The sequence below is a fragment of the Paraglaciecola sp. genome, assembly GCF_039943935.1.
Classification (GTDB): domain Bacteria; phylum Pseudomonadota; class Gammaproteobacteria; order Enterobacterales; family Alteromonadaceae; genus Paraglaciecola.
Genome location: NZ_JBDUZQ010000006.1, coordinates 165,732 through 190,924, shown reverse-complemented (window position 1 = coordinate 190,924; position 25,193 = coordinate 165,732). Strand labels below are relative to the sequence as shown.

General features: G+C 39.0%; 18 protein-coding genes. All 18 read left to right on the top strand.

The features are described 5' to 3' along the window. The first annotated feature begins 84 nt into the window (after window positions 1-84). A complete protein-coding gene (locus tag ABJD71_RS04330; RefSeq protein WP_348165060.1) occupies window positions 85-954 on the top strand; it encodes an acyl-CoA thioesterase domain-containing protein in 870 nt (289 codons plus the stop codon). 138 nt (window positions 955-1,092) lie between these two features. Then, a complete protein-coding gene (locus ABJD71_RS04325) occupies window positions 1,093-1,614 on the top strand; it encodes a gamma carbonic anhydrase family protein (RefSeq protein ID WP_348165057.1) in 522 nt (173 codons plus the stop codon). Window positions 1,615-1,798: 184 nt separating this feature from the next. Next, window positions 1,799-2,923 carry an alanine--glyoxylate aminotransferase family protein gene (locus tag ABJD71_RS04320; RefSeq protein ID WP_348165054.1) on the top strand — a complete coding sequence of 375 codons (1,125 nt, stop codon included), beginning with the start codon at window positions 1,799-1,801 and terminating at the stop codon, window positions 2,921-2,923. Between the two features lie 93 nt (window positions 2,924-3,016). Beyond that, window positions 3,017-3,694, top strand: coding sequence for a GntR family transcriptional regulator (locus ABJD71_RS04315; RefSeq protein ID WP_348165051.1), 678 nt, complete (start codon window positions 3,017-3,019; stop codon window positions 3,692-3,694). Further along, complete coding sequence (gene prpB, locus ABJD71_RS04310; protein ID WP_348165048.1) at window positions 3,691-4,572, top strand: methylisocitrate lyase; 882 nt, start codon at window positions 3,691-3,693, stop codon at window positions 4,570-4,572. Before ABJD71_RS04315 ends, prpB begins: the two co-directional genes overlap by 4 nt. Window positions 4,573-4,642: 70 nt before the next feature. Then, window positions 4,643-5,767, top strand: a complete 1,125-nt coding sequence (prpC, locus tag ABJD71_RS04305) for a 2-methylcitrate synthase (RefSeq protein WP_348165045.1) — start codon at window positions 4,643-4,645, stop codon at window positions 5,765-5,767. 65 nt (window positions 5,768-5,832) lie between these two features. Next, complete coding sequence (acnD, locus tag ABJD71_RS04300) at window positions 5,833-8,454, top strand: Fe/S-dependent 2-methylisocitrate dehydratase AcnD (RefSeq protein WP_348165042.1); 2,622 nt, start codon at window positions 5,833-5,835, stop codon at window positions 8,452-8,454. 82 nt (window positions 8,455-8,536) lie between these two features. Continuing rightward, window positions 8,537-9,715: a 2-methylaconitate cis-trans isomerase PrpF gene (gene prpF / locus ABJD71_RS04295; protein WP_348165039.1), complete on the top strand. Its 1,179-nt coding sequence runs from the start codon at window positions 8,537-8,539 to the stop codon at window positions 9,713-9,715. Between the two features lie 343 nt (window positions 9,716-10,058). Then, entirely contained in the window at window positions 10,059-10,748 is a 690-nt protein-coding gene (locus ABJD71_RS04290) for an SIMPL domain-containing protein (protein WP_348165036.1), read from the top strand. 35 nt (window positions 10,749-10,783) lie between these two features. Next, on the top strand, window positions 10,784-11,263 hold the full coding sequence (locus tag ABJD71_RS04285) for a GAF domain-containing protein (protein WP_348165033.1): 480 nt from the start codon (window positions 10,784-10,786) through the stop codon (window positions 11,261-11,263). Further along, window positions 11,264-11,554: a hypothetical protein gene (locus ABJD71_RS04280; RefSeq protein WP_348165030.1), complete on the top strand. Its 291-nt coding sequence runs from the start codon at window positions 11,264-11,266 to the stop codon at window positions 11,552-11,554. Between the two features lie 17 nt (window positions 11,555-11,571). Further along, window positions 11,572-12,216, top strand: a complete 645-nt coding sequence (gene proQ, locus ABJD71_RS04275; RefSeq protein WP_348165027.1) for an RNA chaperone ProQ — start codon at window positions 11,572-11,574, stop codon at window positions 12,214-12,216. A 4-nt stretch (window positions 12,217-12,220) separates the two neighbouring features. Further along, complete coding sequence (gene prc, locus ABJD71_RS04270) at window positions 12,221-14,260, top strand: carboxy terminal-processing peptidase (RefSeq protein WP_348165023.1); 2,040 nt, start codon at window positions 12,221-12,223, stop codon at window positions 14,258-14,260. Window positions 14,261-14,324: 64 nt separating this feature from the next. Continuing rightward, on the top strand, window positions 14,325-15,665 hold the full coding sequence (locus ABJD71_RS04265; protein ID WP_348165020.1) for a sodium-dependent transporter: 1,341 nt from the start codon (window positions 14,325-14,327) through the stop codon (window positions 15,663-15,665). Between the two features lie 36 nt (window positions 15,666-15,701). After that, window positions 15,702-17,159, top strand: coding sequence for a Na+/H+ antiporter NhaC (gene nhaC, locus ABJD71_RS04260; protein ID WP_348165017.1), 1,458 nt, complete (start codon window positions 15,702-15,704; stop codon window positions 17,157-17,159). 79 nt (window positions 17,160-17,238) lie between these two features. Continuing rightward, window positions 17,239-19,821: an aminopeptidase N gene (pepN, locus tag ABJD71_RS04255; protein ID WP_348165014.1), complete on the top strand. Its 2,583-nt coding sequence runs from the start codon at window positions 17,239-17,241 to the stop codon at window positions 19,819-19,821. A gap of 14 nt (window positions 19,822-19,835) precedes the next feature. Then, window positions 19,836-20,057, top strand: coding sequence for a DUF2835 family protein (locus ABJD71_RS04250; protein WP_348165011.1), 222 nt, complete (start codon window positions 19,836-19,838; stop codon window positions 20,055-20,057). A gap of 297 nt (window positions 20,058-20,354) precedes the next feature. Beyond that, window positions 20,355-25,190, top strand: coding sequence for an NAD-glutamate dehydrogenase (locus tag ABJD71_RS04245; RefSeq protein ID WP_348165008.1), 4,836 nt, complete (start codon window positions 20,355-20,357; stop codon window positions 25,188-25,190). The last annotated feature ends 3 nt before the right edge of the window (window positions 25,191-25,193 follow it).

Genomic DNA, 25,193 nt, shown 5'->3' with positions numbered 1-25,193 from the left:
TATTCATAGTCTGATAACTTTTATTTCGTAAGTCCAATAATTGAATCTCAGCTCGTAGCTTAATATTTGTAAAAAAGAGAACACATGTCAGATATAAAATTAGTCGATTTATTTAATCTAGAAACGCTAGAGAAAGGATTGTTTAGAGGCCAAAGCTGGGATCTTGGGTTTAGAGCCTTGTTTGGCGGTCAAGTTTTAGCTCAAGCACTTGCTGCCGCTCAATTGACTTTACCAGAAGGTAGGGTTGCACATTCTTTTCATAGTTACTTTTTATTGCCAGGTGATGCAACAAAGCCTGTTGTATTCGATGTTGAAAACGTTCGTGATGGTGGAAGTTTTTCAACTCGTCGTATAAAAGCCATACAAAATGGTAAGAGTATTTTTTATATGACCGCGTCTTTCCAATTTCCTGAAGAAGGTTTAGAGCACCAAGCAGCTGTAATGCCAGATGTTCCTTCTCCAGAATCCATTTCCCCAGACATAAAATTGATAGAGAAAATCGCTAAAGAGTTAGGAGCTAGCCCAACCAGTATTGCTTACCACAAGGTAATTGATATGCGAACGGTGCAAACCATTGATATTAATAGTCCTGAAGTATTGGAACCTAAACGCTATATTTGGATGAAAGCAGAAGAGGTGCTTTCTGGTAATCTAAACCTGAATCAGGTGATGTTATCCTATGCGTCCGATTACAACTTTTTAGCAACGAGTTTACAGCCCCATGGGATTTCTGTTCGGGATAGAGATTTACGTTTAGCGACCATAGATCACTCAATGTGGTTTCATCATCCTTTCGATTTTGACGAATGGCTACTGTATTGTGCAGAAAGCCCGTTTTCAGGCAGTGCAAGAGGTTTGGTCAGAGGGCAGTTTTTCAATCAATCAGGTAAACTAGTTGCTTCAACTATGCAAGAAGGGTTGATGCGAAAGGTTAATAACCGCAATCCTGGATAAGAAAACGCCAGCAAGACGACTCTTTTAGGTGTTACAGGTGTTGGTCCAAATGAGTGTAAATATTATTTAACTTTCAGAATTTGTCGTAAAATTTCACTTTTACGATACTTCTTAGCTAGAACTGAGGTTAGGCAAATTATGATGTATTCATTAGGTAAACATAGAGTAGAAAAAGCTCAAGGCGTTTATTTAGCGCCAGGTTGCCATGTTATTGGGCAAGTAAAGCTAGAGAAAAATGTCAGTGTTTGGTTTAACGCTGTGATTCGAGGTGATTGCGATCTTATTACTGTTGGCGAAGGTAGTAATATTCAAGACGGAGCAATATTACACACCGACCATGGTGTGCCCATGACATTAGGAAAAGGTGTCACTGTTGGCCATAATGTTATGCTGCACGGTTGTAGCATCCAAGATTATAGTCTTATTGGTATTAATACTGTTGTCTTAAATGGTGCTAAAATTGGCAAACATTGTGTCATCGGTGCCAATAGTTTAGTGACTGAAAACATGGAGATCCCCGAGGGGTCTTTGGCAATAGGAAGCCCAGCTAAGGTGGTTAAGAGTATTCCTTTAGAACAGCGAAAGTTTTTAGAAAAACCTGCTCAGCATTATGTTCAAAATAGTCAATGGTTTGCAGAAGAGTTAAAACCGCAAACTTAATTAATTTCTGCTTGAAAATAATGTGTGTGGTTTTAGCATAAAGCCAGAGGTCCGCGCTGTTTAAGCGTCTTTACCATAAGCAGAATACGCTTTATTTATCCTACTTATGCTCAACATACAAGGGTTGTTGCTTCGACTAAAGATAGTCAAACTGAACTCATTACATTTTTATAGGTTTCATATTATGTCTACAACATTTTCGTCTTTTATTCCCCCTAATCGTATTTTAATGGGGCCAGGCCCGTCTGATGTTTATCCGCAAGTGTTACACGCCCTAGCTAGACCAACTATTGGACATTTAGACCCCGAATTTGTTGCACTGATGGATGAGGTGAAAGCTTTATTACAGTATGCCTTTCAAACTAAAAATGAGCTCACTATGCCAATTTCAGCGCCTGGTTCTGCAGGGATGGAAGCGGTATTCGTTAACTTAGTTGAGCCGGGGGACAAAGTTATTGTTTGCCAAAATGGCGTGTTTGGTGGCCGCATGCAACAAAATGTAGAACGTTGTGGCGGTGTTGCCATTACAGTTCAAGATGAATGGGGCATGCAGACAAGTCTAGATAAGCTTAAAGATGCATTAGATGCGAACCCGGATACTAAAGCCGTAGCCTTTGTACACGCAGAAACGTCTACTGGCGTATTAAATGATGCCCAAGCCTTATGTAAGTTAGCTAAAGAATATAACTGCCTAACGATTGTTGACGCAGTAACGTCTCTAGGGGGGAGTGAGCTTAAAGTAGATGAATGGCAAATAGACGCTATATATTCAGGTACACAAAAATGTTTATCATGTGTACCTGGGTTATCTCCTGTGTCTTTTAGCTCAGCGGCAATTGATGCAATCAAAGCCAGAAAAACACCAGTTCAAAGTTGGTTTTTAGATATGGATCTGGTGATGGGATATTGGGGCAAAGGAACAAAGCGTGCTTATCATCATACAGCTCCTGTCAACAGCCTTTATGCTCTGCATGAGTCATTGTTGATTTTACAACAAGAGGGCTTAGAGCAATCTTGGCAAAGGCACCAAGCTAACCATTTAAGCCTGAAAGCTGGGTTAGAAAGCTTAGGTTTAGCGTTTGCGGTTGACGAAAAATATCGCCTACCGCAATTGAATACTGTGCGTATTCCAGAGCATGTTGATGACGCAGAAGTCAGAACTAAGCTTCTGAATGACTATAATCTAGAAATTGGCGCCGGATTAGGGGCGTTAGCTGGCAAAGTTTGGCGAATTGGCCTTATGGGCTGCGCCTCTAGTCAGAAGAATGTGGATTATTGTGTTAATGCTTTAACTGAAGTACTTAAATAACCTCACCTTACAAATATTGTCGACAATTATTCTTGATATCTCATTAAAACAATTTAAAATGTTTTTCATCACTTATTTTGTCGACAATATAATTTGCAACCTAACACATTTACCTCATCTCCTATACTCACCCGAGCCGATACAGTTTTCACTGATTTGCGCCAACGCATAGTTGAGGGCGATATATTTACTGGCTCTAAACTTAGTGAGCCAGAGTTAGCTAAACATTATGAAATTAGCCGTAGTACCTTGCGAGATGCTTTGTCTCGGTTAGAAGGCTGTGGCTTGTTAGAACGTAAGGCCAACATTGGCTATCGCGTGGTGACATTGTCGACAGAACAGCTTTTAGAAATATTTAGAGTAAGAGAGTCTTTAGAAGGCACCGCATGTAGGTTAGCTGCTAAAAATATGTCAAAAGAACAAATTGACGATTTACGAAAGCTCCTCGTTATCCATAATCAAACTAAGTCGTTACAGCAAGGCGAAGCCTATATGCAAGAAGAGGGAGATCTAGACTTTCACTTTCGTATTGTAATGGGCAGCGGCAATAAGTTATTGATACGCCTGTTGTGCGAAGAGTTGTACTACCTTGTACGCATGTATCGCTTTCAGTTTGGTATGGCAAGCCCCAGAGCCAAAAAAGCCTTTAGAGAGCACGAAAACATCATTCAAGCCATCGAAGATAAAGATGGTGAGCTAGCTGAAATACTCATGCGCAGGCATATATCAGCATCCCGTCTAAACGTTGAAAATCGGATGAACACACTATGAGATCAGCAGGAAAGCGTTTTCGCGACGCCCTTATAAACAATGCTCCACTACAAATTGTAGGCACTATCAATGCCTATACGGCCATGATGGCGAAGCAAATTGGACATAAAGCTATTTATTTATCAGGTGGCGGAGTAGCGAATGCCTCTTATGGGTTACCAGACTTAGGAATGACTTCATTAAATGATGTGATTGTAGATGTACAACGAATTACTGCGGCCTGCGATTTACCTTTAATGGTTGATATAGATACGGGATGGGGCGGCGCTTTTAATATTGCCAAAACCATCAGAGATATGGAAAAGGCCGGAGCCGCAGCCGTACATATGGAAGACCAAGTTGCGCAAAAGCGCTGTGGTCATAGACCGAATAAAGAGATTGTCTCTAGCGAAGAAATGGTTGACCGCATAAAAGCTGCAGTTGATGCTCGGACCGACCCTGACTTTTTTATCATGGCGAGAACCGATTCCTTTGCCCAAGAAGGATTAGAAGCGGCCATAAACAGAGCAAAGGCTTATGTCGCAGCGGGAGCAGATGGAATTTTCGCAGAAGCGGTAAAAACAGAAGCTCACTATCGTGCTTTTTCAGAAGCATTAGACGTGCCTATCTTGGCGAATATCACCGAATTTGGACAAACCGAATTATGGAACACCAGTGAATTGAAAGAGTGGGGCGCTGATATGGTGTTGTATCCACTTAGCGCGTTTAGGGCCATGAACAAAGCCGCTGAAAATGTTTACCAGTCTATCCTTGTTAATGGTGATCAAAAAGCGGTTGTCGAAACAATGCAGACTCGTATGGAGTTATACGATTACCTTGGTTATCACGAATATGAACAAAAGCTAGATACTTTGTTCTCAGAAGGAAAAAACAAGTAATCGATATGGATCTATTTTAAGTGCTGCGTAGTCATTACGCGTTGACTTTGTTAACAAACGGGACAATATTATGGTAGATAAAAAACTGGGTGGTGCAGGTTTACGTGGTCAAAGTGCAGGTGAAACTAAGTTATGTACCGTGGGGAAATCTGGCTCCGGCTTAACCTACTGTGGTTACGATATTTCTGATCTTGCTGATAACGCTACCTTTGAAGAAGTGGCTTATTTGCTATTCAACGGAGAGCTTCCAAACCAAGTTCAACTAGATGGGTATAATCAAGAACTGACTCAGCTTCGTGATTTGCCCGAAGCGCTTAAGTCCGTTTTAAGATTAATACCTGCAGACACCCACCCCATGGATGTCATGCGCACAGGTTGCTCGTTTTTGGGAAACCTAGATCCTGAAGGTGATTTTTCTAATCAAAACCAAGCTGCTAATCGACTACTTGCTGCATTTCCTGCGATTATGTGCTTTTGGTACCGCTACAGCCATGAAGGTATCGAAATAGAGTGCACAAGTGATGAGCCTTCTTTAGGGGGACACTTTCTAAAATTACTAACGGGTAGTACGCCATCAGCACAGCATCAAAAGGTCATGGATGTATCTCTTATTTTGTATGCCGAACATGAGTTTAATGCTTCTACTTTCACAGCTCGCGTGTGTGCGTCTACCTTATCTGATATGCATTCATGTATTACAGGTGCTATTGGTTCCTTAAGAGGTCCTTTGCACGGTGGTGCCAACGAAGCCGCTATGGACATGATTAAACAATTTACTTCTCCAGCTGATGCCAAGCAAAAAATGGCCGGAATGTTAGCCCGCAAAGAAAAAATTATGGGGTTTGGTCATGCGATTTATCGTGAATCTGATCCACGTAATGTCATTATAAAAAAGTGGTCTGAAAAGCTAGCAACAGAATACGGTGATAGTACGTTGTACGATGTATCGGTAGCCTGCGAAGAATTTATGTGGGAGTCCAAAAAATTATTTTGTAATGCCGACTTCTTCCATGCCTCCGCTTATTTTTACATGGACATACCGACTAAGTTATTTACCCCCATTTTTGTATGTTCGCGACTAACGGGTTGGGCTGCTCACGTAATGGAGCAACGATCGAACAACCGTATTATTAGACCCAGTGCAGATTATGTAGGGGCAGAACCTAGAGCCGTGAAGGCAATATCACAGCGGTAATTAGATAATGCAGGCCGTTTAGCTGTTTCGGCCTTTTTTCCCTGATTTTCCTTTTGAGCACTTTTATGAATTATGAATACCGTAAACCCCTTCCAAATTATAAGATTGGAGGTACTTCCATTGACTTCTTTGATACCAGAGAAGCAATAGAAAACATCTGTAAAGGGGCTTATAAAAAGTTACCTTATACCTCACGGGTACTCGCAGAGCAGTTAGTTAGAAAGTGCTCTCCTGAAGTATTAACAGACTCCCTTGAACAACTTGTTTATGGTAAGCAAGTGCTTGATTTTCCTTGGTATCCAGCTCGGGTTGTTTGTCACGATATATTAGGTCAAACCGCATTGGTTGATTTAGCGGGTTTACGAGATGCTATAGCTAAGCAGGGCGGAGACCCATCGAAAGTTAATCCCGTTGTGCCAACTCAGCTAATTGTCGATCATTCTCTAGCTGTTGAGCACGGGGGCTTTGAAAGTGACGCTTTTAACAAAAACCGAGCCATTGAAGACAGACGCAACGAACACAGGTTTCACTTTATTGAATGGACCAAAACCGCCTTTAAAAATGTCGATGTTATCCCAGCGGGTAATGGCATCATGCACCAAATTAACTTAGAAAAAATGTCTCCCGTTATCCAACTCCGTGATGGCGTGGCCTTTCCTGATACATGTGTAGGAACCGATAGCCATACTCCCCACGTAGATGCATTGGGGGTTATTGCTGTAGGGGTTGGTGGTTTAGAAGCAGAGACCGTCATGCTTGGGCGGCCATCAATGATGAGGCTACCTAATATTATCGGCGTAAAAATATCTGGTACTCGGCAGCCGGGAATTACTGCCACAGATATAGTACTCGCTATGACAGAATTCTTACGTGATGCCAAAGTGGTGTCTGCATATTTAGAATTTTTTGGAGAAGGCACAGCTGCATTAACCATAGGCGATAGGGCCACCATTTCGAATATGACACCTGAGTATGGGGCTTCAGCTGGATTATTTTATATTGATAAGCAGACCATTGATTATTTAAAAATTACTGGCAGGGAGCCAGAGCAAGTTGAATTAGTCGAAGCCTATGCTAAGCACACTGGTTTGTGGGCTGATGATTTAACTGAAGCTCAGTACCAACGGGTACTAGAATTTGACTTATCGCATGTTGGCCGTAATTTAGCGGGGCCGTCTAATCCTCATCGTAGATTGGCAACCTCAGAGCTAGTCACAAAAGACATTGCTAAGAACTTGAATGATTGTAAAGTCCAAGAGGCTAATGGCGAAATGCCAGATGGTGCAGTTATTATTGCCGCCATCACCTCATGTACAAACACCTCTAATCCTCGTAACCTTGTTGCCGCAGGCCTTATCGCAAAAAGAGCGAACGAATTAGGGTTAGTTAGAAAGCCTTGGGTTAAGTCTTCGTTTGCGCCAGGGTCAAAAGTTGCCAAGCTTTACTTGGAAGAATCTGGTTTATTACCAGAAATGGAAAAATTAGGCTTTGGTATAGTTGGTTTCGCATGTACGACTTGTAATGGTATGTCTGGAGCCCTTGATCCTAAAATCCAACAAGAAATCATCGACCGAGACTTGTATTCAACAGCTGTATTATCCGGTAACCGTAATTTTGACGGCCGTATTCATCCTTATGCTAAACAAGCTTTTTTAGCATCACCACCACTAGTGGTGGCTTATGCTATTGCTGGTACCATGCGCTTTGATATTGAAAATGATGTCTTAGGGTTTGATCGAAATGGTAACCAAATCAAGCTGAAAGATATTTGGCCATCGGATAAAGAAATCGATGCCATAGTAACGGCGAGTGTTAAACCTGAGCAATTCAAAAAGGTTTATACACCTATGTTTGACCTAGGCTCCTTTGAGCCAGCTGAAAGCCCTCTATATGATTGGGATCCAACCAGTACCTACATTCGTCGACCACCATACTGGGAAGGTGCACTAGCGGGCGAACGCACAATGAAGGGGATGAGACCATTAGCCGTACTTGGAGATAACATTACGACAGATCACTTATCTCCATCAAATGCGATTCAATTAAATAGCGCGGCTGGAGCATATTTAAATAAAATGGGCTTACCTGAAGCTGATTTTAACTCGTACGCCACACACAGGGGTGACCATTTAACCGCGCAACGTGCAACCTTTGCTAATCCGAAACTGTTCAATGAAATGTGTAAAGATGATGAGGGTAAAATAAAGCAAGGTTCGTTTACTCGTGTTGAGCCCGATGGGACTGAATCTCGCATGTGGGAGGCAATTGAGACCTACATGAAACGCAAACAGCCACTGATTATTATCGCGGGTGCTGACTATGGTCAAGGCTCTTCTCGTGATTGGGCGGCTAAAGGCGTCCGCTTAGCCGGTGTTGAAGTGATCATATCTGAAGGATTTGAACGAATTCATCGTACCAATTTAGTCGGTATGGGGGTATTACCACTAGAGTTTATAAATGGAGAAACTCGACATACATATGACATTGATGGTAGCGAAACCTATGATGTAGAAGGTGCAACAGCCCCTGGTGGAGTAATGAACCTTAAGATGACTAGAAACAATGGTGAAGTGGTAGACATTGCAGTTAAGTGTCGCTTAGACACAGCAGAGGAAGTTTCTGTATATACTGCTGGCGGTGTACTGCAAAAATTTGCAAATGATTTTCTTGAATCAAACGCCCCTTGATTTCAATTAGAATTGGCGCTTTAGCGGTACTTAACCTGAAGTTAGTGCCGTCTATTCTTCAATAAAGAATTAGGAGAACACTATGTCTTATCTTCCTCAAGAGGCTGTGCAAGCCACGTACATGCGTGGCGGTACCAGTAAAGGTGTATTTTTTAAACTAGCCGATATGCCTGAGTCAACTCAAGTGGCAGGTGCTGCTAGAGATGCATTATTAATGAGAGTCATTGGTAGTCCTGATCCCTACGGTAAACATACCGATGGCATGGGTGGTGCTACCTCAAGTACCAGTAAAATAGTGATTTTATCTAAAAGCAACCAAACTGAACATGATGTCGATTATTTATTCGGACAAGTGGCTATAGACAAACCGTTTATCGACTGGAGTGGTAATTGTGGAAATTTGACCGCAGCAGTTGGCTCATTCGCAATAAGCAATGGTTTAATAGACAACAGTCGTGTTCCCGATAACGGCGTTGCAGTCGTGCGTATTTGGCAAGCTAATATTAGTAAAACCATAATAGCCTATGTCCCTATGGTTAATGGCCAGGTTCAAGAAAGCGGTGAATTTGAATTAGATGGGGTGACTTTTCCTGCTGCTGAGGTAAAAGTTGAATTTGTTAACCCTGTGGATGGCGAAGAAGCCATGTTCCCAACGGGCAATTTGGTTGATGAATTATCTGTACCCGGTGTGGGCAATTTTCAAGCGACTATGATTAACGCTGGTATCCCCACTATATTTCTTGATGCCAAAGCACTTGGATATCAAGGCACTGAATTACAAGAAACTATCAATAGCGATGAGTCGGCCCTTGCTAAATTTGAGATTATAAGGGCCTACGGTGCACTGAAAATGGGATTGATAGAACATTTAGAGCAGGCAAAAGAACGGCAACATACTCCCAAAGTTGCTTTTGTATCACCAAGCACTGAATATCAAACGTCAAGTGGGAAAACTGTCACTGCTGAAGATATTGATTTATCAGTTCGGGCCTTATCTATGGGTAAATTACACCATGCCATGATGGGAACTGCTGCAGTAGCAATAGGAACCGCTGCGGCTATTCCCGGTACTTTGGTTAATTTAGCGGCTGGTGGTGGCCCCAAAAATTCTGTAATATTTGGACATCCATCAGGTACTTTGAAAGTAGGGGCAGAGACAAAACTTGCTAATGAAGTATGGATGGTGAAAAAAGTATCGATGAGCCGTAGTGCCAGAAAATTAATGAAAGGAGAAGTTTATATTCCTGCTAAATCTTTTTAAACTAGTTCGATATCCTAAAAATTTATAAGGCTGTTTTAATATGCCTCAGTCATTACCAAAAAGCGCTTCAATATGCCCTTTATGCAATAAGCTCAATGAATGTAGTGCAGAACTTGGGAGCTGTTGGTGTTTTAATACTAGTATACCCGCCGGATTAAAAGCTCAACTCCATGAAAATGTAGATCCTAGCTGTATCTGCCAATCCTGTATTGCTATCTATAATAATGCCCCTGAAAAATTTACTTTTGACAGTTAATTCAAAGAGCTGATTATTTACATTTTGTTAAGTTAAGGTTCATAAAAAACCTTTAATATAGCCATCTCGATTCATAAAGGAATAGTTATGCGTATTATCACATTAGTTTTACTTTTAGCTTGCGTTAGCCAAAGTCATGCTAAGCAATCTAAATCGTCTGTAGACTTAAATCGGCAAATAGAAGTAACTGGAGTGGGGCTGGTATTTAGTGTGCCTGACAGATTTAGTTTTTCGTTATCCTTAGAAGAAAAGGGTAGTTCAGCCGCAGATTTAAACGCTGTAATGACTAAAAAGTCTACCAATGTGATTAACGCTTTGCTCAAGGTAGGGGTAAATAAAAAATCGTTACAAGCTTTACAAGTCAGGTTTAATCCTTGGGTTGAATACAGCAATCAGAAACGTGAACAAAAAGGTTTTATTCTAACGCGCACCATAAACGTCACTGTGGATGACCTTCAAATTTACGAAAAAGCTATTGATGAAGTGTTAAAATTGGGTATCACCAGTATTTCAAATTTTAATTACAGTAGCAGTCAGTCTGAAGTTGAATATCAAATGTCATTACGCCAAGCTTTATTGAACGCAAAAGCTAGGGCTCAAGACATGGTAAAAACATTAGACTTGAAATTAGGCAAAGTGATATCCATATCTGAGCAATCAGCAGGACAAGTTATGCCGGTTCAAATGCGAATGCAAGAGGCCAAGTCTAGCAGTAGTTACCAGCCTGGAGAAATGACTACCGAAACTCAAGTTAGGGTGGTGTTTTCTTTGGAATAGCTGGATATACAGATTAACACCTTAGGTTTTATTGAATGAATCAAAATAAAAAACAACAGTATGCTGAGTTAGCCGCCCAAGCAGAAGCCTTAGTTTCATCTGAAACAGATGTGATCGCTAATATGGCAAATATTAGCTCCCTTATTTACTGGGCATTAGCTGATGTTAATTGGGCGGGGTTTTATCTCCATAAAGAAAAACAATTAGTACTCGGGCCTTTTCACGGGCAACCAGCTTGTATCCGAATTCCACTTGGTAGAGGGGTATGTGGTACCGCAGCACAAGATAACCAGATTCAGCTTATTGAAGACGTGCATGAATTTGCAGGTCATATTTCTTGCGATGCAGCATCAAACTCTGAAATTGTTTTGCCCATACTTAAAGACGGAAAAGTGTTTGGGGTACTAGACCTAGATAGTCCATTAGTTGCTAGATTTGATGAGCAAGATAAAGTTGGATTATCGAAAATAGTTGAAGTCTTTGAAAGATCATTGAATTTAGAAGTAGGCAAGTAGATGAAAAACTTAATTGATATTCATGTTGCTCTTGCAACCGTTGATGACATGGATTTTTGGGAAGACAGAGCTGAACTAGCTAGTGATAGGTTAAATACTATACTGCACATGTTGTACGATAAGGCCAATGAAGACATCAAAACGGTGTCCTTAGAGAACATGATCCAATATATTTGGGAAAATTGGCGAGAAGATAGCCATTTACTCGATATTGATGACGATGATTTGTACGACTGGGTTGACCAACTTCTAGCAACTTGGGATGATGAGCACCAAGAACCTCGTAATTAACCAAACTAGAAGACTTAATGGACAATCCACAGAAATTTTCGAATAGCAAAGAAGTAATTAATTTCTTAGTTGAGCAATTCCCAGCTTGTTTCAGTAACAAAGGTGACGCAAAACCGTTAAAGATTGGAATCTTTCAAGATTTAGCTGAACGTTTAGTAGAAGAAGAGCGAGTAAGTAAAACGCTACTACGCTCTTCTTTACGTCATTACACCAATAGCTGGCGTTATTTGCATTGTATAAAAAAAGATGCCAAACGAGTAGATATTGACGGTAACGAAGTAGCTGCAATTGATAATGAGCATGTTGAGCATGCACAAAAACAACTTGAAGAAAGTAAGGCCAAAGTCGCGCTTAAACGTAAAGAGCAAAAAGCAGCTGGCCTTGAAACAAAGAAAAACTTCAAAAAGAAAGATGTGCCTAAGTTCAAGCCTACATCTAAAACTAAAAAACCTGCCCAACCAAAAGAAAAGCTTCCTCCAGCAGAACGCCTAAACGATAGTCAAATCGTTGCAGGGACCGCTGTGACAGTTAAAGTCGGTAAAACACCTATGCCTGCTACCATCTCTGATGTAGCAAAAGATGGAATTCAAGTGCAACTTGACTCAGGAATGGTTGTCAAAGTGCAATTAGAAAATTTAAGGTTGGCTCGCACCAAGAGGTAATTAAATGATTAAATCAATTCGTGTATCGGTATTGTCCGCGTTAGTTATAGTAAGCACAGGTTCATTAGCACTAGAAAGCAGCTTGGGGGTCAAAGACTTGCCCAAGCTAACACAGGAATCGCAGCACGTTGCTGCTGCAAAAAGAGTCACTTCTCAATTTTTGCGTGCACATTACAAACAAATTGATTTAGATGACGAATTATCAGTAAAAATATTTAACCGTTTTATTCGCTCTTTGGATTTTAATAGAAACGTTTTTACCGCAGAAGATATTGCCAAGTTCTCAGTTGATAGTAAGAAGTTTGATGATGCCATTGAAAGAGGTAATTTAAGTATAGCCTATGAAATTTATCAATTAAACATGCAGCGCAGGACTGAGCGTTATCAATTTTCACTTAGCTTATTAGAAAATGAATTTAACTTTGAAAAAATAGGCGATAAATTTGTTTACGACAGAAAGGATGCGGAATGGGCTAAAAATGAAGCTGAACTTGACGAACTTTGGCGTCAAAGAGTTAAGTATGATGCCCTCAATTTAAAGTTAGCTGGTAAAGAATGGCCTAAAATTCAAGAATTGTTGGCTAAAAGATACGAGCGAGCTATTAAACGCTTAACACAAACCTCCAGCGAAGATGTTTTTCAAACCGTGATGCATTCTTTTGCTAGAAGTATCGAGGCTCACACTAGTTATTTGTCACCTCGTAATGCTGAACGTTTTCAAATGGAAATGAACCTTTCTTTTGAAGGCATTGGAGCAGTACTTTTAAGCGAAGATGATTTTACCGTTATCCGAAGCGTAGTGCCTGGCGGGCCTGCTGATTTGTCACAAAAGATAAAGCCAGAAGATAAGATTGTTGGTGTGGCTCAAGATGAAGATGAATTTGTTGATGTTATTGGATGGCGCTTAGATGAGGTTGTTGAGCTTATTAAAGGTCCTAAAGGCAGTACTGTAAAATTACAAATTATGAAAGGCTCGTCTGAGTCTTCAGTTCCTGATGTAGTTACACTTGTTCGCGATAAAATTAAGCTAGAAGACAGAGAAGCCAAATCAGAAGTTTATACACCCAAAACAGGTCCTCATAAAGACCAAAAATTGGGGGTGATTGCAATCCCTTCTTTTTATAATAAATTACACCAAGATGTTCAAAGAGAAATCGCTAGTCTCACTGAACAAGGGGTGGAAGGTATAATTGTCGATTTACGGGGTAATGGGGGCGGCTCTTTAACAGAAGCAACCTTATTGTCTGGTTTGTTTATCGATAAAGGACCAGTGGTTCAAATAAGAAGTGGTGCTGGTCGTATCAGGTTAGAGCAAGATGTTGACGGTAAGGTTTTTTATAACGGACCTTTAACAGTTTTAGTTGACCGATATAGTGCTTCAGCTTCAGAGATTTTTGCTGCTGCGATGCAAGATTATAACCGTGCATTAATCTTAGGCGAACAGACTTTTGGTAAAGGTACAGTACAGCAACATCGTCCTTTAGGTCGTATTTATGATTTATATGAAAACCCTTTAGGCAGTGTGCAGTTTACTATTGCAAAGTTTTACCGCATTAATGGTGGCAGTACTCAGCACAAAGGAGTAATACCAGACATTTTATTCCCATCAGTAATTGACCATGCAGACTGGGGTGAAAGCCAAGAAGAGAATGCTTTACCTTGGGATAGTATTGCTCGAGCCAATTACGCAACCTTTGATGAAAATAAAAATGTTGTCGAAAGTCTAACAGCACTTCATAAACAAAGAGTCAAAACGGAGTTTAACTATATTTATGAAGATATCGTTCGCTATAATATTAAAAAAGAAGATAAAACTATTTCTTTAGTTGAGTCTGAGCGTTTGAACGAAAAGGCTGAGAATGAAAAACGCGCCTTAACAAGAACTAACGAGCGTTTGGATAGGATAGGACTTGAGAAAGTAGAAAACTTAGACGACTTACCAGAAGAGTTAGAAGATATTGATGGTTTCTTGGAAGAAGCTGCAAACATTACTTATGATGTGTTGGCTGCCAACGTATACGCTATAAATAGTAAACAAGAATAAGTTTAAGGCCTCTATCGGGGCCTTAAATTTATCTTTCATAAAAATAACAATAAAAGGTTTATAGATGAGTGCACGTGGAGAATTTTCATCTCGGATTGGTTTTGTATTGGCTGCAGCTGGTTCAGCTGTTGGGTTGGGAAATATATGGGGATTTCCTACTCAGGTTGCTAGTAATGGTGGCGCAGCATTTGTATTAATTTATATTCTTTTAGCTTTCGTATTGGCTTACCCAGTTTTAATGGCTGAGCTTATTATCGGCCGAGCCACTCGTTCAAACATGGTTGATGCCCTAAGTAAAATCTCCAACGGTAGTATTTTAGGTAAAGCTACTGGCGTGTGGGGGTTTGTTACCGTTTCTTTAATTCTTTCTTTTTATGCACTAGTTGCTGGCTGGATGCTGTCTCATTTTTTACAAACCATCAGTGACATGAGCGGCCAAGAGTCACTATCGACTTGGTTGGTAACCTCTTCATATACTCGTGATATTCTATTCTGTGGTTTGTTTTTATGTTTAACAGCTAGCATAGTTACAGGTGGAGTCAGTAAAGGTATTGAAAAATGGTCAGTGCGCCTGATGCCTGCATTGTTTGTTATTATTGGTCTATTGATAATCTATGTTTCTACTCTTGAAGGCGCAATGAGTGGTTGGAAAGCATACTTAAAGCCAGACTTTAGTTTAATTTTAGATCCTAAATTACTTATTAATGCCATGGGGCAAGCTTTTTTCTCTATGTCATTAGGCGTAGGTACCATGCTTGTATATGGATCTTACGTCAGTAAAAAAGAAAATTTACCAACGTTAGGGGCCTCTGTAGCTTTGGTTGATATTGGCGTGGCAATACTCGCTGGTATGCTTATTATTCCTGCTATGTACGTTGCCCTTCACAATGGCATTAAAATATTTACGGATACCGGAGCATTAATTGACGGACCTAATTTAATCTTTGCTGTTTTGCCATCATTATTTGACTCTATGGGTACAGTGGGCGTGTTTGTTGCTTTTGTATTTTTCGCATTAATGTTAATTGCAGCGCTAACGTCGTCAATATCTATGTTAGAAGTGCCTGTTGCGTATGTGGTTGAAAATAAAGGTGTGAACCGTAAAAAAGCGGTATGGTCGCTAACCATCCTAATTTTCTTAATCAGTTCAATCATTGCTTTTAATATGGCCTCTCTATTTGGGCTAGTGATTGATTTGACCACCAAGTACAGTCAACCATTATTGGGTTTAGTTTTGTGTGTTTTTGCTGGTTGGATTTGGAAACGAGATCAAATTCTTAGTGAAATTAAACAAGGAAATGAACAAGTAGAGCACAGTATATTTTGGAAAGTTTGGCCTTGGTACGTACGTTTTGTATGTCCCGTTGTTATTGTAATAATGTTTTATCTATCCATTTTTGGATAAGCAACTTTGTAACCTCTTAGATGGACATAGAAATTCATGACTGAAGAAAAACAACAAGTTGAAGCATCGTTATCAGATGCTCTCATTCCAATTATTATTCTCATTACTTTGTTAGGTGGGTCTGTTTATCTATTTGGAGATAATTCATCTTTTGGACCGAATCAAATTGCATTGCTTATTGCGATGGGTATCGCCTCTATAATAGGCATTAAAAATGGTTACAGTTGGGATGATATTGAAAAAGGTATTATCAAAGGTATTTCAAGATCACTTGGCGCAATTTTAATATTATTAGCTGTTGGTTCTTTGATTGGGACTTGGATGTTATCTGGTACTGTACCTACCTTGATTTACTATGGGTTAGATCTTCTCAATCCTTCTATGTTTTATGCTGCTAGTTGTTTAATTTGCGGCATTGTCGCGATGAGCATTGGTAGCTCTTGGACAACGGCTGCAACAGTAGGGGTAGCCTTAATGGGCGTGGCCATTGGAATGGGAATGTCAGAGGCTATCACAGCTGGTGCAATTATTTCTGGTGCTTACTTTGGTGATAAAATATCACCACTGTCTGAGACCACCAATTTAGCCCCAGCAATTGCTGGAACTAACTTGTTTGAACACATCCAATATATGATGTGGACAACGGTTCCTAGTATTGTCATCACCCTTTTGATTTTTGTAGCGATTGGCTTAGGCGCAGATATTCCAGACTCCAATAGCAAAATACAAGAGATGCAGTCAATTTTAAAACAAGAGTTTAATCTTGGTTTTCATATGTTAGTGCCTTTAATTGTGTTGTTAACCATGGCGATTAAAAAGGTTCCAGCTTTTCCTGCTGTTGCAATTGGCGCTTTGTTAGGTGGTATATGGGCAATAATTTTCCAAAGTGATGTCATTGTAAGTTTAGCTAATGGCGAAACCAGTGCTTATAAAGCATCCATAATAGTTGTTTGGACCGCTTTGTTTGATGGAGTATCTTTTTCAACCACAAGTGAGACGCTCAATGATTTACTGAGTAGAGGTGGTATGTCTAGTATGTTAAATACAATTTGGTTAATCATGTGTGCAATGACATTTGGAGCGGTTTTAGAAAGAGTCGGCTTACTGAAGCGGGCGGTTACAGCATTTCTAAAAGGAGCAAAAGGTGCTGGTGACATGGTAACTCGTACTATTTTAACTTGTATAGGGACCAATGTAATCACTGCCGATCAATATATGGCAATTGTGATGCCTGGTAGAATGTATAAAGATGAATTTGAAAAACGCGGGTTAAATCAATTGAATTTATCAAGGAGCTTAGAAGACGGAGGTACCTTAACCTCTCCTCTTATCCCTTGGAATACATGTGGTGTATATATGCATGGTGTGCTTGCTGTAAATCCTTTAGATTATTTTGTTTTCGCCTTCTTTAACTTAATCAACCCAGTGTTGTCTATTATATATGCATATTTAGGTATTAAAATTTTAAGAATTCCAGTACCAGAGGTTAAGTAACAAACCTAATTTTATATGGGCTGTTTAAATCTAAACAGCCTTATTTTATCCTTCAATACAAATGAAACTTGAGAAAGTCATGTCTACACATATTCCTACTGTAAAAAAACGCTCTGATTATCAACAACCAAATTTTATCATTACTAAAGTAAACCTAGAGTTTAACCTTGACGCTACTACAACTCGTGTTATTTGTATTACTCAGATTGAACGTCAGGGAGATCATAACACTCCATTAGTCTTAAATGGTGAAGGATTAGACTTGAGGTCTGTTTCAATTAATGGTGATAAACATAGAGATTACAAAATAGGTCCAGGTAGCCTTACAGTGAATACTGACTTAGATAAGTTTGAGTTACGTATAGAGAATATGATCAACCCTCAGGATAATTCTAGTTTAGAGGGGCTATATTTATCGGCTGGGGCTTTTTGTACACAGTGTGAGGCTGAAGGGTTTCAAAAAATCACCTATTTTTTAGACAGACCAGATATTTTGGCTGTTTATGATGTAAAAATTATTGCTGACAAAACGCAATTCCCATTCTTATTATCAAACGGGAATAAAATTGCTGAAGGGGAGTTGCCAGATAATAAACATTTTGTTTCATGGCAAGACCCTTTCAATAAACCTTGTTACTTATTTGCATTGGTAGCTGGAGATTTCGATCTACTTGAAGATACTTTCATAACTCAATCTAATCGAGAAATTGCGTTACAACTGTTTGTAGATAAAGGCAAATTAGACAGAGGACAACACGCTTTAGACTCTCTCAAAAAAGCAATGAGATGGGATGAAACCGTGTTTGGATTGGAATACGACCTAGATATTTACATGATTGTTGCCGTTGATTTTTTCAATATGGGCGCCATGGAAAATAAAGGGTTGAATGTTTTTAATAGTAAGTTTGTTTTAGCTAATTCTGACACCGCTACTGATGAAGATTATTTTAATATCGAAGCGGTGATAGCTCATGAATATTTTCATAATTGGACAGGTAACAGGGTAACCTGCCGAGACTGGTTTCAACTAAGTCTAAAAGAAGGATTAACGGTTTTCAGAGACCAACAATTTAGCTCTGACATGGGTTCAGCAATAGTTAATCGTATTAAAAACGTACGGATAATAAGAGAACACCAGTTTGCTGAAGATGCTAGTGCTATGTCTCACCCGATTAGGCCAGATGAAGTGATGGAAATGAACAATTTCTACACGGTTACTGTTTATGATAAAGGCTCTGAAGTAATTAGAATGTTGCATACCATCTTGGGAAAACAAGGATTCTTAGCAGGAATAAAACTTTATTTTGAGCGCTTTGATGGTCAAGCCGTTACTTGTGATGATTTTGTTCAAGCCATGCAAGATGCCAATAATAAAGACTTAACACAGTTTAGGCTATGGTATAGCCAATCGGGTACGCCAAGTATTGATGTTTCTGATGACTACAATAGCGATACGAGAACTTATAAGATTACCTTTAAACAGACTCACAAAGCCACTTTTGAACAAGATGAAAAACATAACCTTGTTATTCCTATTCAATTTAGTTTACTAAATACTTCAGATAACAAAGTCCACACTCTTGAACTTACTGAAGAGACACAAACTATAGAATTTGGCCAATTAGCACATAAACCCTTACCATCTTTACTTCATAATTTCAGTGCGCCAGTTAAATTGAAGTATGAATATGAACAAGCAGGCCTGGCAAACGTTATGCTTGATTCTCCTGATGATTTTGCACGTTGGGATGCAGGACAAACCTTATTTAGTGAATGTATCCACCAAGCCAGTCAGTTATCAACCATTGAAAGTGATGATTTAATCAACCGTACTATCAGGTACTTTGTAGAAGTGATAGATAGTAAAGATATTGAGACGGCTCTTAAAACAGAAATCTTAACGGTTCCTAGCTTTGAAACACTGTTTCAACAGTCTGACTCAGTGAATATTGATCGTCTATATCAAAGCCGAGAAGCACTATTAACGAAAATGGGGCAAGTATTTGAAGCTCAGTGGAACGCGATTTATCATGGCAAATCTAAACAAAACTATCGTTATGACCAAAAGCAGGTTGAACAGCGTAAGTTAGCTAATTTAGCGCTTAAATATTTAAGTTATGCGAATAAAGCCCTATCGACTAAATTGGTTAGTGATCAGTTCTTTAGTTGCGACAATATGACAGATTCACTCGGGGCTTTATCAGCAGCGCAATCTACAGATTTAAATTTATTTGAAAGCTTAATGACTCAATTTGAGCAAAAGTGGCATGACGATCCACTCGTTTTAGATAAATGGCTTGCACTGCATGCCAAAACAAATCGAGCTGATATACTGCCACGTATAGAATTACTAATGAGCCACGCCCAGTTTACTATTAACAATCCAAATAGGGTGAGAGCACTGATAGGATCATTTGCATTTTTCAATGTTAAAGGGTTCCATAAAATCGATGGTAGTGGCTATAAATTTGTGGCTGATTATTTAATTAAGTTGAATAGTGTCAATCCTCAAGTTGCCGCTAGAGTAATCACTCCTTTAATTCAGTGGCAAAAAGTCGATAAAGAACGCCAAGATTTGATGCAACATCAATTAATGCGTATTGGCAATACTAAAGGGCTTAGTAAAGATTTATTTGAAAAAATTTCAAAAAGTTTACCTTAGGCAACACCAATATTATGCAGACGTTTTATTTTACTTTAGGGCTAAAATATGAAGAATGCGAGTCCTTGTATCAGCCAGGTATAAATACCGTTGTTATGACCGCAGACAACGGTACAAGAGTTCAACTACCAGTCAAAAACCTACGCCCTCATGTTACTAGAACGGGGATTAAAGGTCGTTATCTTCTTATTATTAACAGTGACAATAAATTCCAAAGTTTTGAGAAGATAGCCTAAGCTCTACTGTATTTATAGAAATTTATTTTTGCATAAATATTTACCCAAAAGTCATGTAAATGCCTATATACACGTTTTTTCCTACATAAGCTGCATAGCTATGAATAATGTTAAATTTAAGTAAATTTAACTCTTTTACTTGAATTGTTTTTTAGCGAGAATACAGCAACTTAAGCCAAAAACTGTGTGTTTTGCTGTCTTTCGACTAAACTTTTATTGTTTGTCACCTAGGCTGCTCATCTTTCTAGTTGATAAGCCTATTGTTAATAATTTTGTCAACCTAATATAGGTAAAAAAATGACCGTTGTAGATAATCAGCATTCTGTTCTTTTAGAAAACGTCTATACGTTAATTTCTAAGAAAGTCTCCCCTGAAAAAGTAGCACAGGTAACTAATTTTTCTAAAATTCTATTTAAAAATATAGGCAGCCATGACCTAGAAGACAGAAGCGATAGCGATTTATATGGTGCTACTCTTAGCTTATGGAATGAGTTTATAGATTATCCTGCAGATAAGCCTTTTATTCGCGCCTTTAATCCTGAGATTGGTAAACATGGTTGGCAATCAACTCACACTATTGTGGAGTTGATTGTGACTGACATGCCATTTTTAGTCGACTCTGTGCGAATGGCTCTGAATAGAATGGGGATTACAGCGCACTTATTGCTCCACAGTCCCATTGCTTTGTGTCGTGATGTAAAAAGTAGGGTTGCTTCATTTGAAGAACCAAATAGCGCTAAAGAAGGGGTGATTAAACAAACTGTTTTTCTAATAGAAGTCGACAGACAAACCTCTAAAAAAGCCCTAGATGAATTAACAGATGAGTTAATGTCTGTTGTAGACGAAGTATCTTTAGCCGTGAATGATTGGAAACCAATGCGTAACCGTCTAGAAGAGCTTATAGATATTATAAGTAATAAGCCGTGTCCAGTTAATGAGGAAGCAAAACAACAAACAGTTAAATTTTTAAACTGGTTAAGCAATCATAACTTTACATTGATGGGTTATCGATCGTATACCGTTAGCGGTATTGATGGGGACTATTCTTGGGTAGCTGACAACGAAACTAGCTTAGGTTTGATGAAAAACTCTAAAACTAACCGAGAAAGAGTGTTATCGAACATACCTTTATCTGCTCGAGAAGAGGCGCTTAGTAAAAATCCATTAATGTTGACAAAAACCAGTACACGTTCGCGTGTACATCGACCTGCTTATTTAGATTATGTTGGGGTTAAACAATTTGATGAAGCTGGTAATGTAGTTTGCGAGGATAGATTCATAGGTCTGTATTCTGCTTCATTTTATAATAGTAGTGCCACACACATTCCCGTTTTACAGAAGAAAATAGATGATATCTCTAAGTTATCTGGTTTTTATCCAGGTACTCATGGGCATAAAGCATTCCTGAATATTATTGAAACCTATCCAAGGGACGAATTATTACAAGGGACGGTTGCAGAGCTTGCACAAATTATTCTAGGTATCTTTCAGATGCAAGAACGAGGTATGTCTCGTTTGTTTGTTCGCAAAGACACCTTCGGGCGCTTTGTGTCATGCATGGTTTATGTTCCTAGAGAGCGTTACAACACGCAACTTAGAAAAGATACTCAAGCGTTACTAAAAAAGTCATTTTCAAGCGATCAAGAAGTTGAATTTACAACTTATTTTTCGGAATCTGTTTATGCCCGAACCCACTACATAACCCGAGTTAAAAACAACAATGCGGAATATAACGTGAAGGAAATTGAAAAGAACGTCATAGAGCTCAACAAAAGTTGGGAAGACAGTCTAGCATCTACCATCCGTTCTAATCATGGGGAAGCTAAGGGTAAAAAGCTTGAAACTAGATATGGCAATGCATTTTCTAATAGCTACAAAGAATGCAGTTTACCTAGCGCCGCTTTGGTAGATATTGAAAAACTTGAACAGCTAACTACTGAGAACACTCTTGATATGTTGTTCTATCGACCTTTAGAAGAAGGACCTGATAGTAAATCAGTAAAGTTAAAATTATTTCACAAAAATGAGCCTATTCATTTATCTGTTGTATTGCCTATGTTAGAAAATTTTGGATTAAGGGTAATTGATGAAAGCCCTTATAAAGTGAATTTAGATAACGGATCTGTAAATTGGATTATGGATTTTTCCATGCTACATAACGCCAGTAACGATATGGATATGGAACAGGCACAAACTTTATTTCAATCTGCTTTTTCACAAGTGTGGTATGGAAAACTAGAAGATGACTCTTTTAATCGCCTAGTATTAGGGGGAGGATTATCTGGTCGTAACGTTACTATATTAAGAGCTTATGCGAAATACATGCGCCAAATTGGTAGCTCATTCAGCCACGACTATATAGCCAATACACTAGCTAACTATCCTCAAATAGCGGTATTACTAATAGACTTATTCACACAGAAATTTAACCCAGCGATTAAACGCAATGATAAAACTGCTGAAAAAATACTCAGTACCATCAAAACACATTTAGATGATGTTTCTAATTTAGATGACGACAGGATTATTCGTCGCTACTTAGACTTAATTTTGGCTACATTAAGAACAAACTTTTATCAGAAAGATCAATATGGACACGATAAGTCTTATGTTTCTTATAAAATGCTACCAGAACTTATACCTGAGATGCCTTTACCTAAGCCTAAGTATGAAATATTTGTTTATAGCCCAAGAATAGAAGGCGTACATTTGCGTGGAGGCAAAGTCGCACGAGGTGGATTACGTTGGTCAGATAGACAGGAAGATTTCAGAACCGAAATATTAGGCTTAGTGAAAGCGCAGCAAGTTAAGAATACGGTTATTGTTCCCGTTGGCGCTAAAGGTGGATTTGTCTGTAAAAAACTACCGATAGATCAAGGGCGTGAAGCCTTTCAAAAAGAAGGGCAAGAGTGCTACAAAACCTTTATACGTAGTTTACTAGATATTACAGATAATATCGTCGACGGAAACGTTGTGCATCCCAAAGACGTGGTGCGCTTAGATGAAGATGATGCCTATTTGGTTGTCGCAGCAGACAAAGGTACAGCAACATTTTCTGATATAGCAAACGGCATTGCAGATGAATTTAACTTTTGGCTTGGTGATGCTTTTGCTTCTGGTGGCAGTATAGGTTATGACCATAAGAAAATGGGTATCACTGCAAGAGGTGCTTGGGAATCGGTTAAAAGGCATTTCAGAGAAATGGGAAAAGACTGCCAAACCTCAGATTTTACCTGTGTAGCAGTAGGAGACATGGCCGGAGATGTATTTGGTAATGGGATGCTACTTTCTAAACATACTAAATTAGTGGTGGCGTTTAATCACCTAAATATCTTTTTTGACCCAAGTCCAGATATTGAATCTAGCTATAAAGAAAGAAAGCGATTGTTTGAAAACCCATCTCTTGGTTGGGATGACTACAACAAGTCAATTATTTCAAAAGGTGGCAATATTTTTAGTCGCTCAACTAAATCTATAAAGCTTAGCCCTGAAATGAAAGCATCATTAGGTACTAAGCAAGCAAGCATGACACCAAACGAGTTAATTCATGCCGCCTTGAAAATGCCAGTAGATTTACTTTGGAATGGTGGTATAGGAACCTACGTAAAAAGTAGCAAAGAAACTCATGCTCAAGTGGGCGACCGAGCCAACGACGATGTACGTGTAAACGGTAACGAGTTAAATACTAAAATAATAGGTGAGGGTGGCAACTTAGGTGTAACGCAATTAGGTCGTATAGAATTTGCCGAAAATGGTGGTAGAGTTAATACCGACTTTATAGACAATGTAGGCGGTGTTGACTGCTCAGATAATGAAGTCAACATCAAAATTCTATTGAATACTTTAGTTAGCTCAGGTGATTTAACTGTTAAACAGCGTAATAATTTACTTTACGACATGACCAACGAAGTAGGAGATTTAGTTATTCAAGATTGCTATAGGCAAACAGAATCCATATCTATTTCCAAGTTAGGTGGGGTTGGCCAGTTAAGAGAGCAATTAAGGTTTATTCATGGTTTAGAGCGTGAAGGGTATCTAAATCGTGAGCTAGAGTTTATACCTACAGATGAAGAGATATCAGATAGACTGGCTAAATCAGCTGGGTTAACTAGACCTGAACTCTCTGTTTTGATTGCCTATGGTAAAATGGTTATGAAGGAAAAATTTAATATTTCTTCTATTACCGATAATCCATATCATGGCAAGTTGTTAATTGAAGCATTTCCTATGAAGTTACAAGAACAGTTTTCGTCACAAATGCAACTTCATCCGCTTCGAAGTGAAATTATTGCGACTAAGTTAACTAATAATATTATTAATGACTTAGGCATGAATTATGTGTTTAGGATCCAAGAGGAAACAGGCGCTGCAGTAGAGGAAATTGCAAACGCTTATGCTGTAGTTAAAGGCATTTACAGAATGGAAACATTGTGGAAAGAAGTAGAAGCCTTGGATAACAAAATACCTTCGGATGTGCAATTAGGCATGCTTGATAGCATTCGTCGTACAATGCGTAGGGCATCTCGTTGGTATATTAGGCATGGTACTAAACTTATAGGTATTCAAGAAGCCATTGATAGTTACCAATCAACATATGATGATTTGTCAGCTAACTTGGACCACTATTTAGTAGAGGAAGAGCTCCAAGAATTACAGCATGCTTGCTCTGACTTAGAGAAATCAGGCGTACCAAAAGACACAGCATTTAAGGTTGCCTCTTTAAGTAATATGTTTCCATGTATGGATTTGGCACAAATAGCTGAATCCGAAAATAAAAATATAAAACTGGTGGCAAATTTGTACTATAAATTGGGTTCCAAGCTAGAGCTACACTGGTTCTTGGCTCAAATAGATAGACAAGCAGTAAGTAACCATTGGCAAGCTTTGGCTAGGGCTTCTTATCGTGAAGAATTAGATTGGCAACAAAGATCATTGACCTCTGTGTTATTATCAGCCGCCAAAGGTAAAGATGCAGAAATCATTTTAAAAAATTGGATGGACAATAATCGCACTTTACTCGATCGCTGGTATCATATGATGTCGGAGTTTAGAACCAGTAGTACCCATGAGTTTGCCAAGTTTTCTGTTGCCCTTAGAGAGTTAATGCTTTTAAGCATCAACGCTAACGATTAATAA

What these genes read in the sequence shown, in the direction of transcription:
- ABJD71_RS04330 (WP_348165060.1), top strand. Translation starts at nt 85, where the DNA reads ATGTCAGATATAAAATTAGTCGATTTATTTAATCTAGAAACGCTAGAG.
- ABJD71_RS04325 (WP_348165057.1), top strand. Translation starts at nt 1,093, where the DNA reads ATGATGTATTCATTAGGTAAACATAGAGTAGAAAAAGCTCAAGGCGTT.
- ABJD71_RS04320 (WP_348165054.1), top strand. Translation starts at nt 1,799, where the DNA reads ATGTCTACAACATTTTCGTCTTTTATTCCCCCTAATCGTATTTTAATG.
- prpB (WP_348165048.1), top strand. Translation starts at nt 3,691, where the DNA reads ATGAGATCAGCAGGAAAGCGTTTTCGCGACGCCCTTATAAACAATGCT.
- prpC (WP_348165045.1), top strand. Translation starts at nt 4,643, where the DNA reads ATGGTAGATAAAAAACTGGGTGGTGCAGGTTTACGTGGTCAAAGTGCA.
- acnD (WP_348165042.1), top strand. Translation starts at nt 5,833, where the DNA reads ATGAATTATGAATACCGTAAACCCCTTCCAAATTATAAGATTGGAGGT.
- prpF (WP_348165039.1), top strand. Translation starts at nt 8,537, where the DNA reads ATGTCTTATCTTCCTCAAGAGGCTGTGCAAGCCACGTACATGCGTGGC.
- ABJD71_RS04290 (WP_348165036.1), top strand. Translation starts at nt 10,059, where the DNA reads ATGCGTATTATCACATTAGTTTTACTTTTAGCTTGCGTTAGCCAAAGT.
- ABJD71_RS04285 (WP_348165033.1), top strand. Translation starts at nt 10,784, where the DNA reads ATGAATCAAAATAAAAAACAACAGTATGCTGAGTTAGCCGCCCAAGCA.
- ABJD71_RS04280 (WP_348165030.1), top strand. Translation starts at nt 11,264, where the DNA reads ATGAAAAACTTAATTGATATTCATGTTGCTCTTGCAACCGTTGATGAC.
- proQ (WP_348165027.1), top strand. Translation starts at nt 11,572, where the DNA reads ATGGACAATCCACAGAAATTTTCGAATAGCAAAGAAGTAATTAATTTC.
- prc (WP_348165023.1), top strand. Translation starts at nt 12,221, where the DNA reads ATGATTAAATCAATTCGTGTATCGGTATTGTCCGCGTTAGTTATAGTA.
- ABJD71_RS04265 (WP_348165020.1), top strand. Translation starts at nt 14,325, where the DNA reads ATGAGTGCACGTGGAGAATTTTCATCTCGGATTGGTTTTGTATTGGCT.
- nhaC (WP_348165017.1), top strand. Translation starts at nt 15,702, where the DNA reads ATGACTGAAGAAAAACAACAAGTTGAAGCATCGTTATCAGATGCTCTC.
- pepN (WP_348165014.1), top strand. Translation starts at nt 17,239, where the DNA reads ATGTCTACACATATTCCTACTGTAAAAAAACGCTCTGATTATCAACAA.
- ABJD71_RS04250 (WP_348165011.1), top strand. Translation starts at nt 19,836, where the DNA reads ATGCAGACGTTTTATTTTACTTTAGGGCTAAAATATGAAGAATGCGAG.
- ABJD71_RS04245 (WP_348165008.1), top strand. Translation starts at nt 20,355, where the DNA reads ATGACCGTTGTAGATAATCAGCATTCTGTTCTTTTAGAAAACGTCTAT.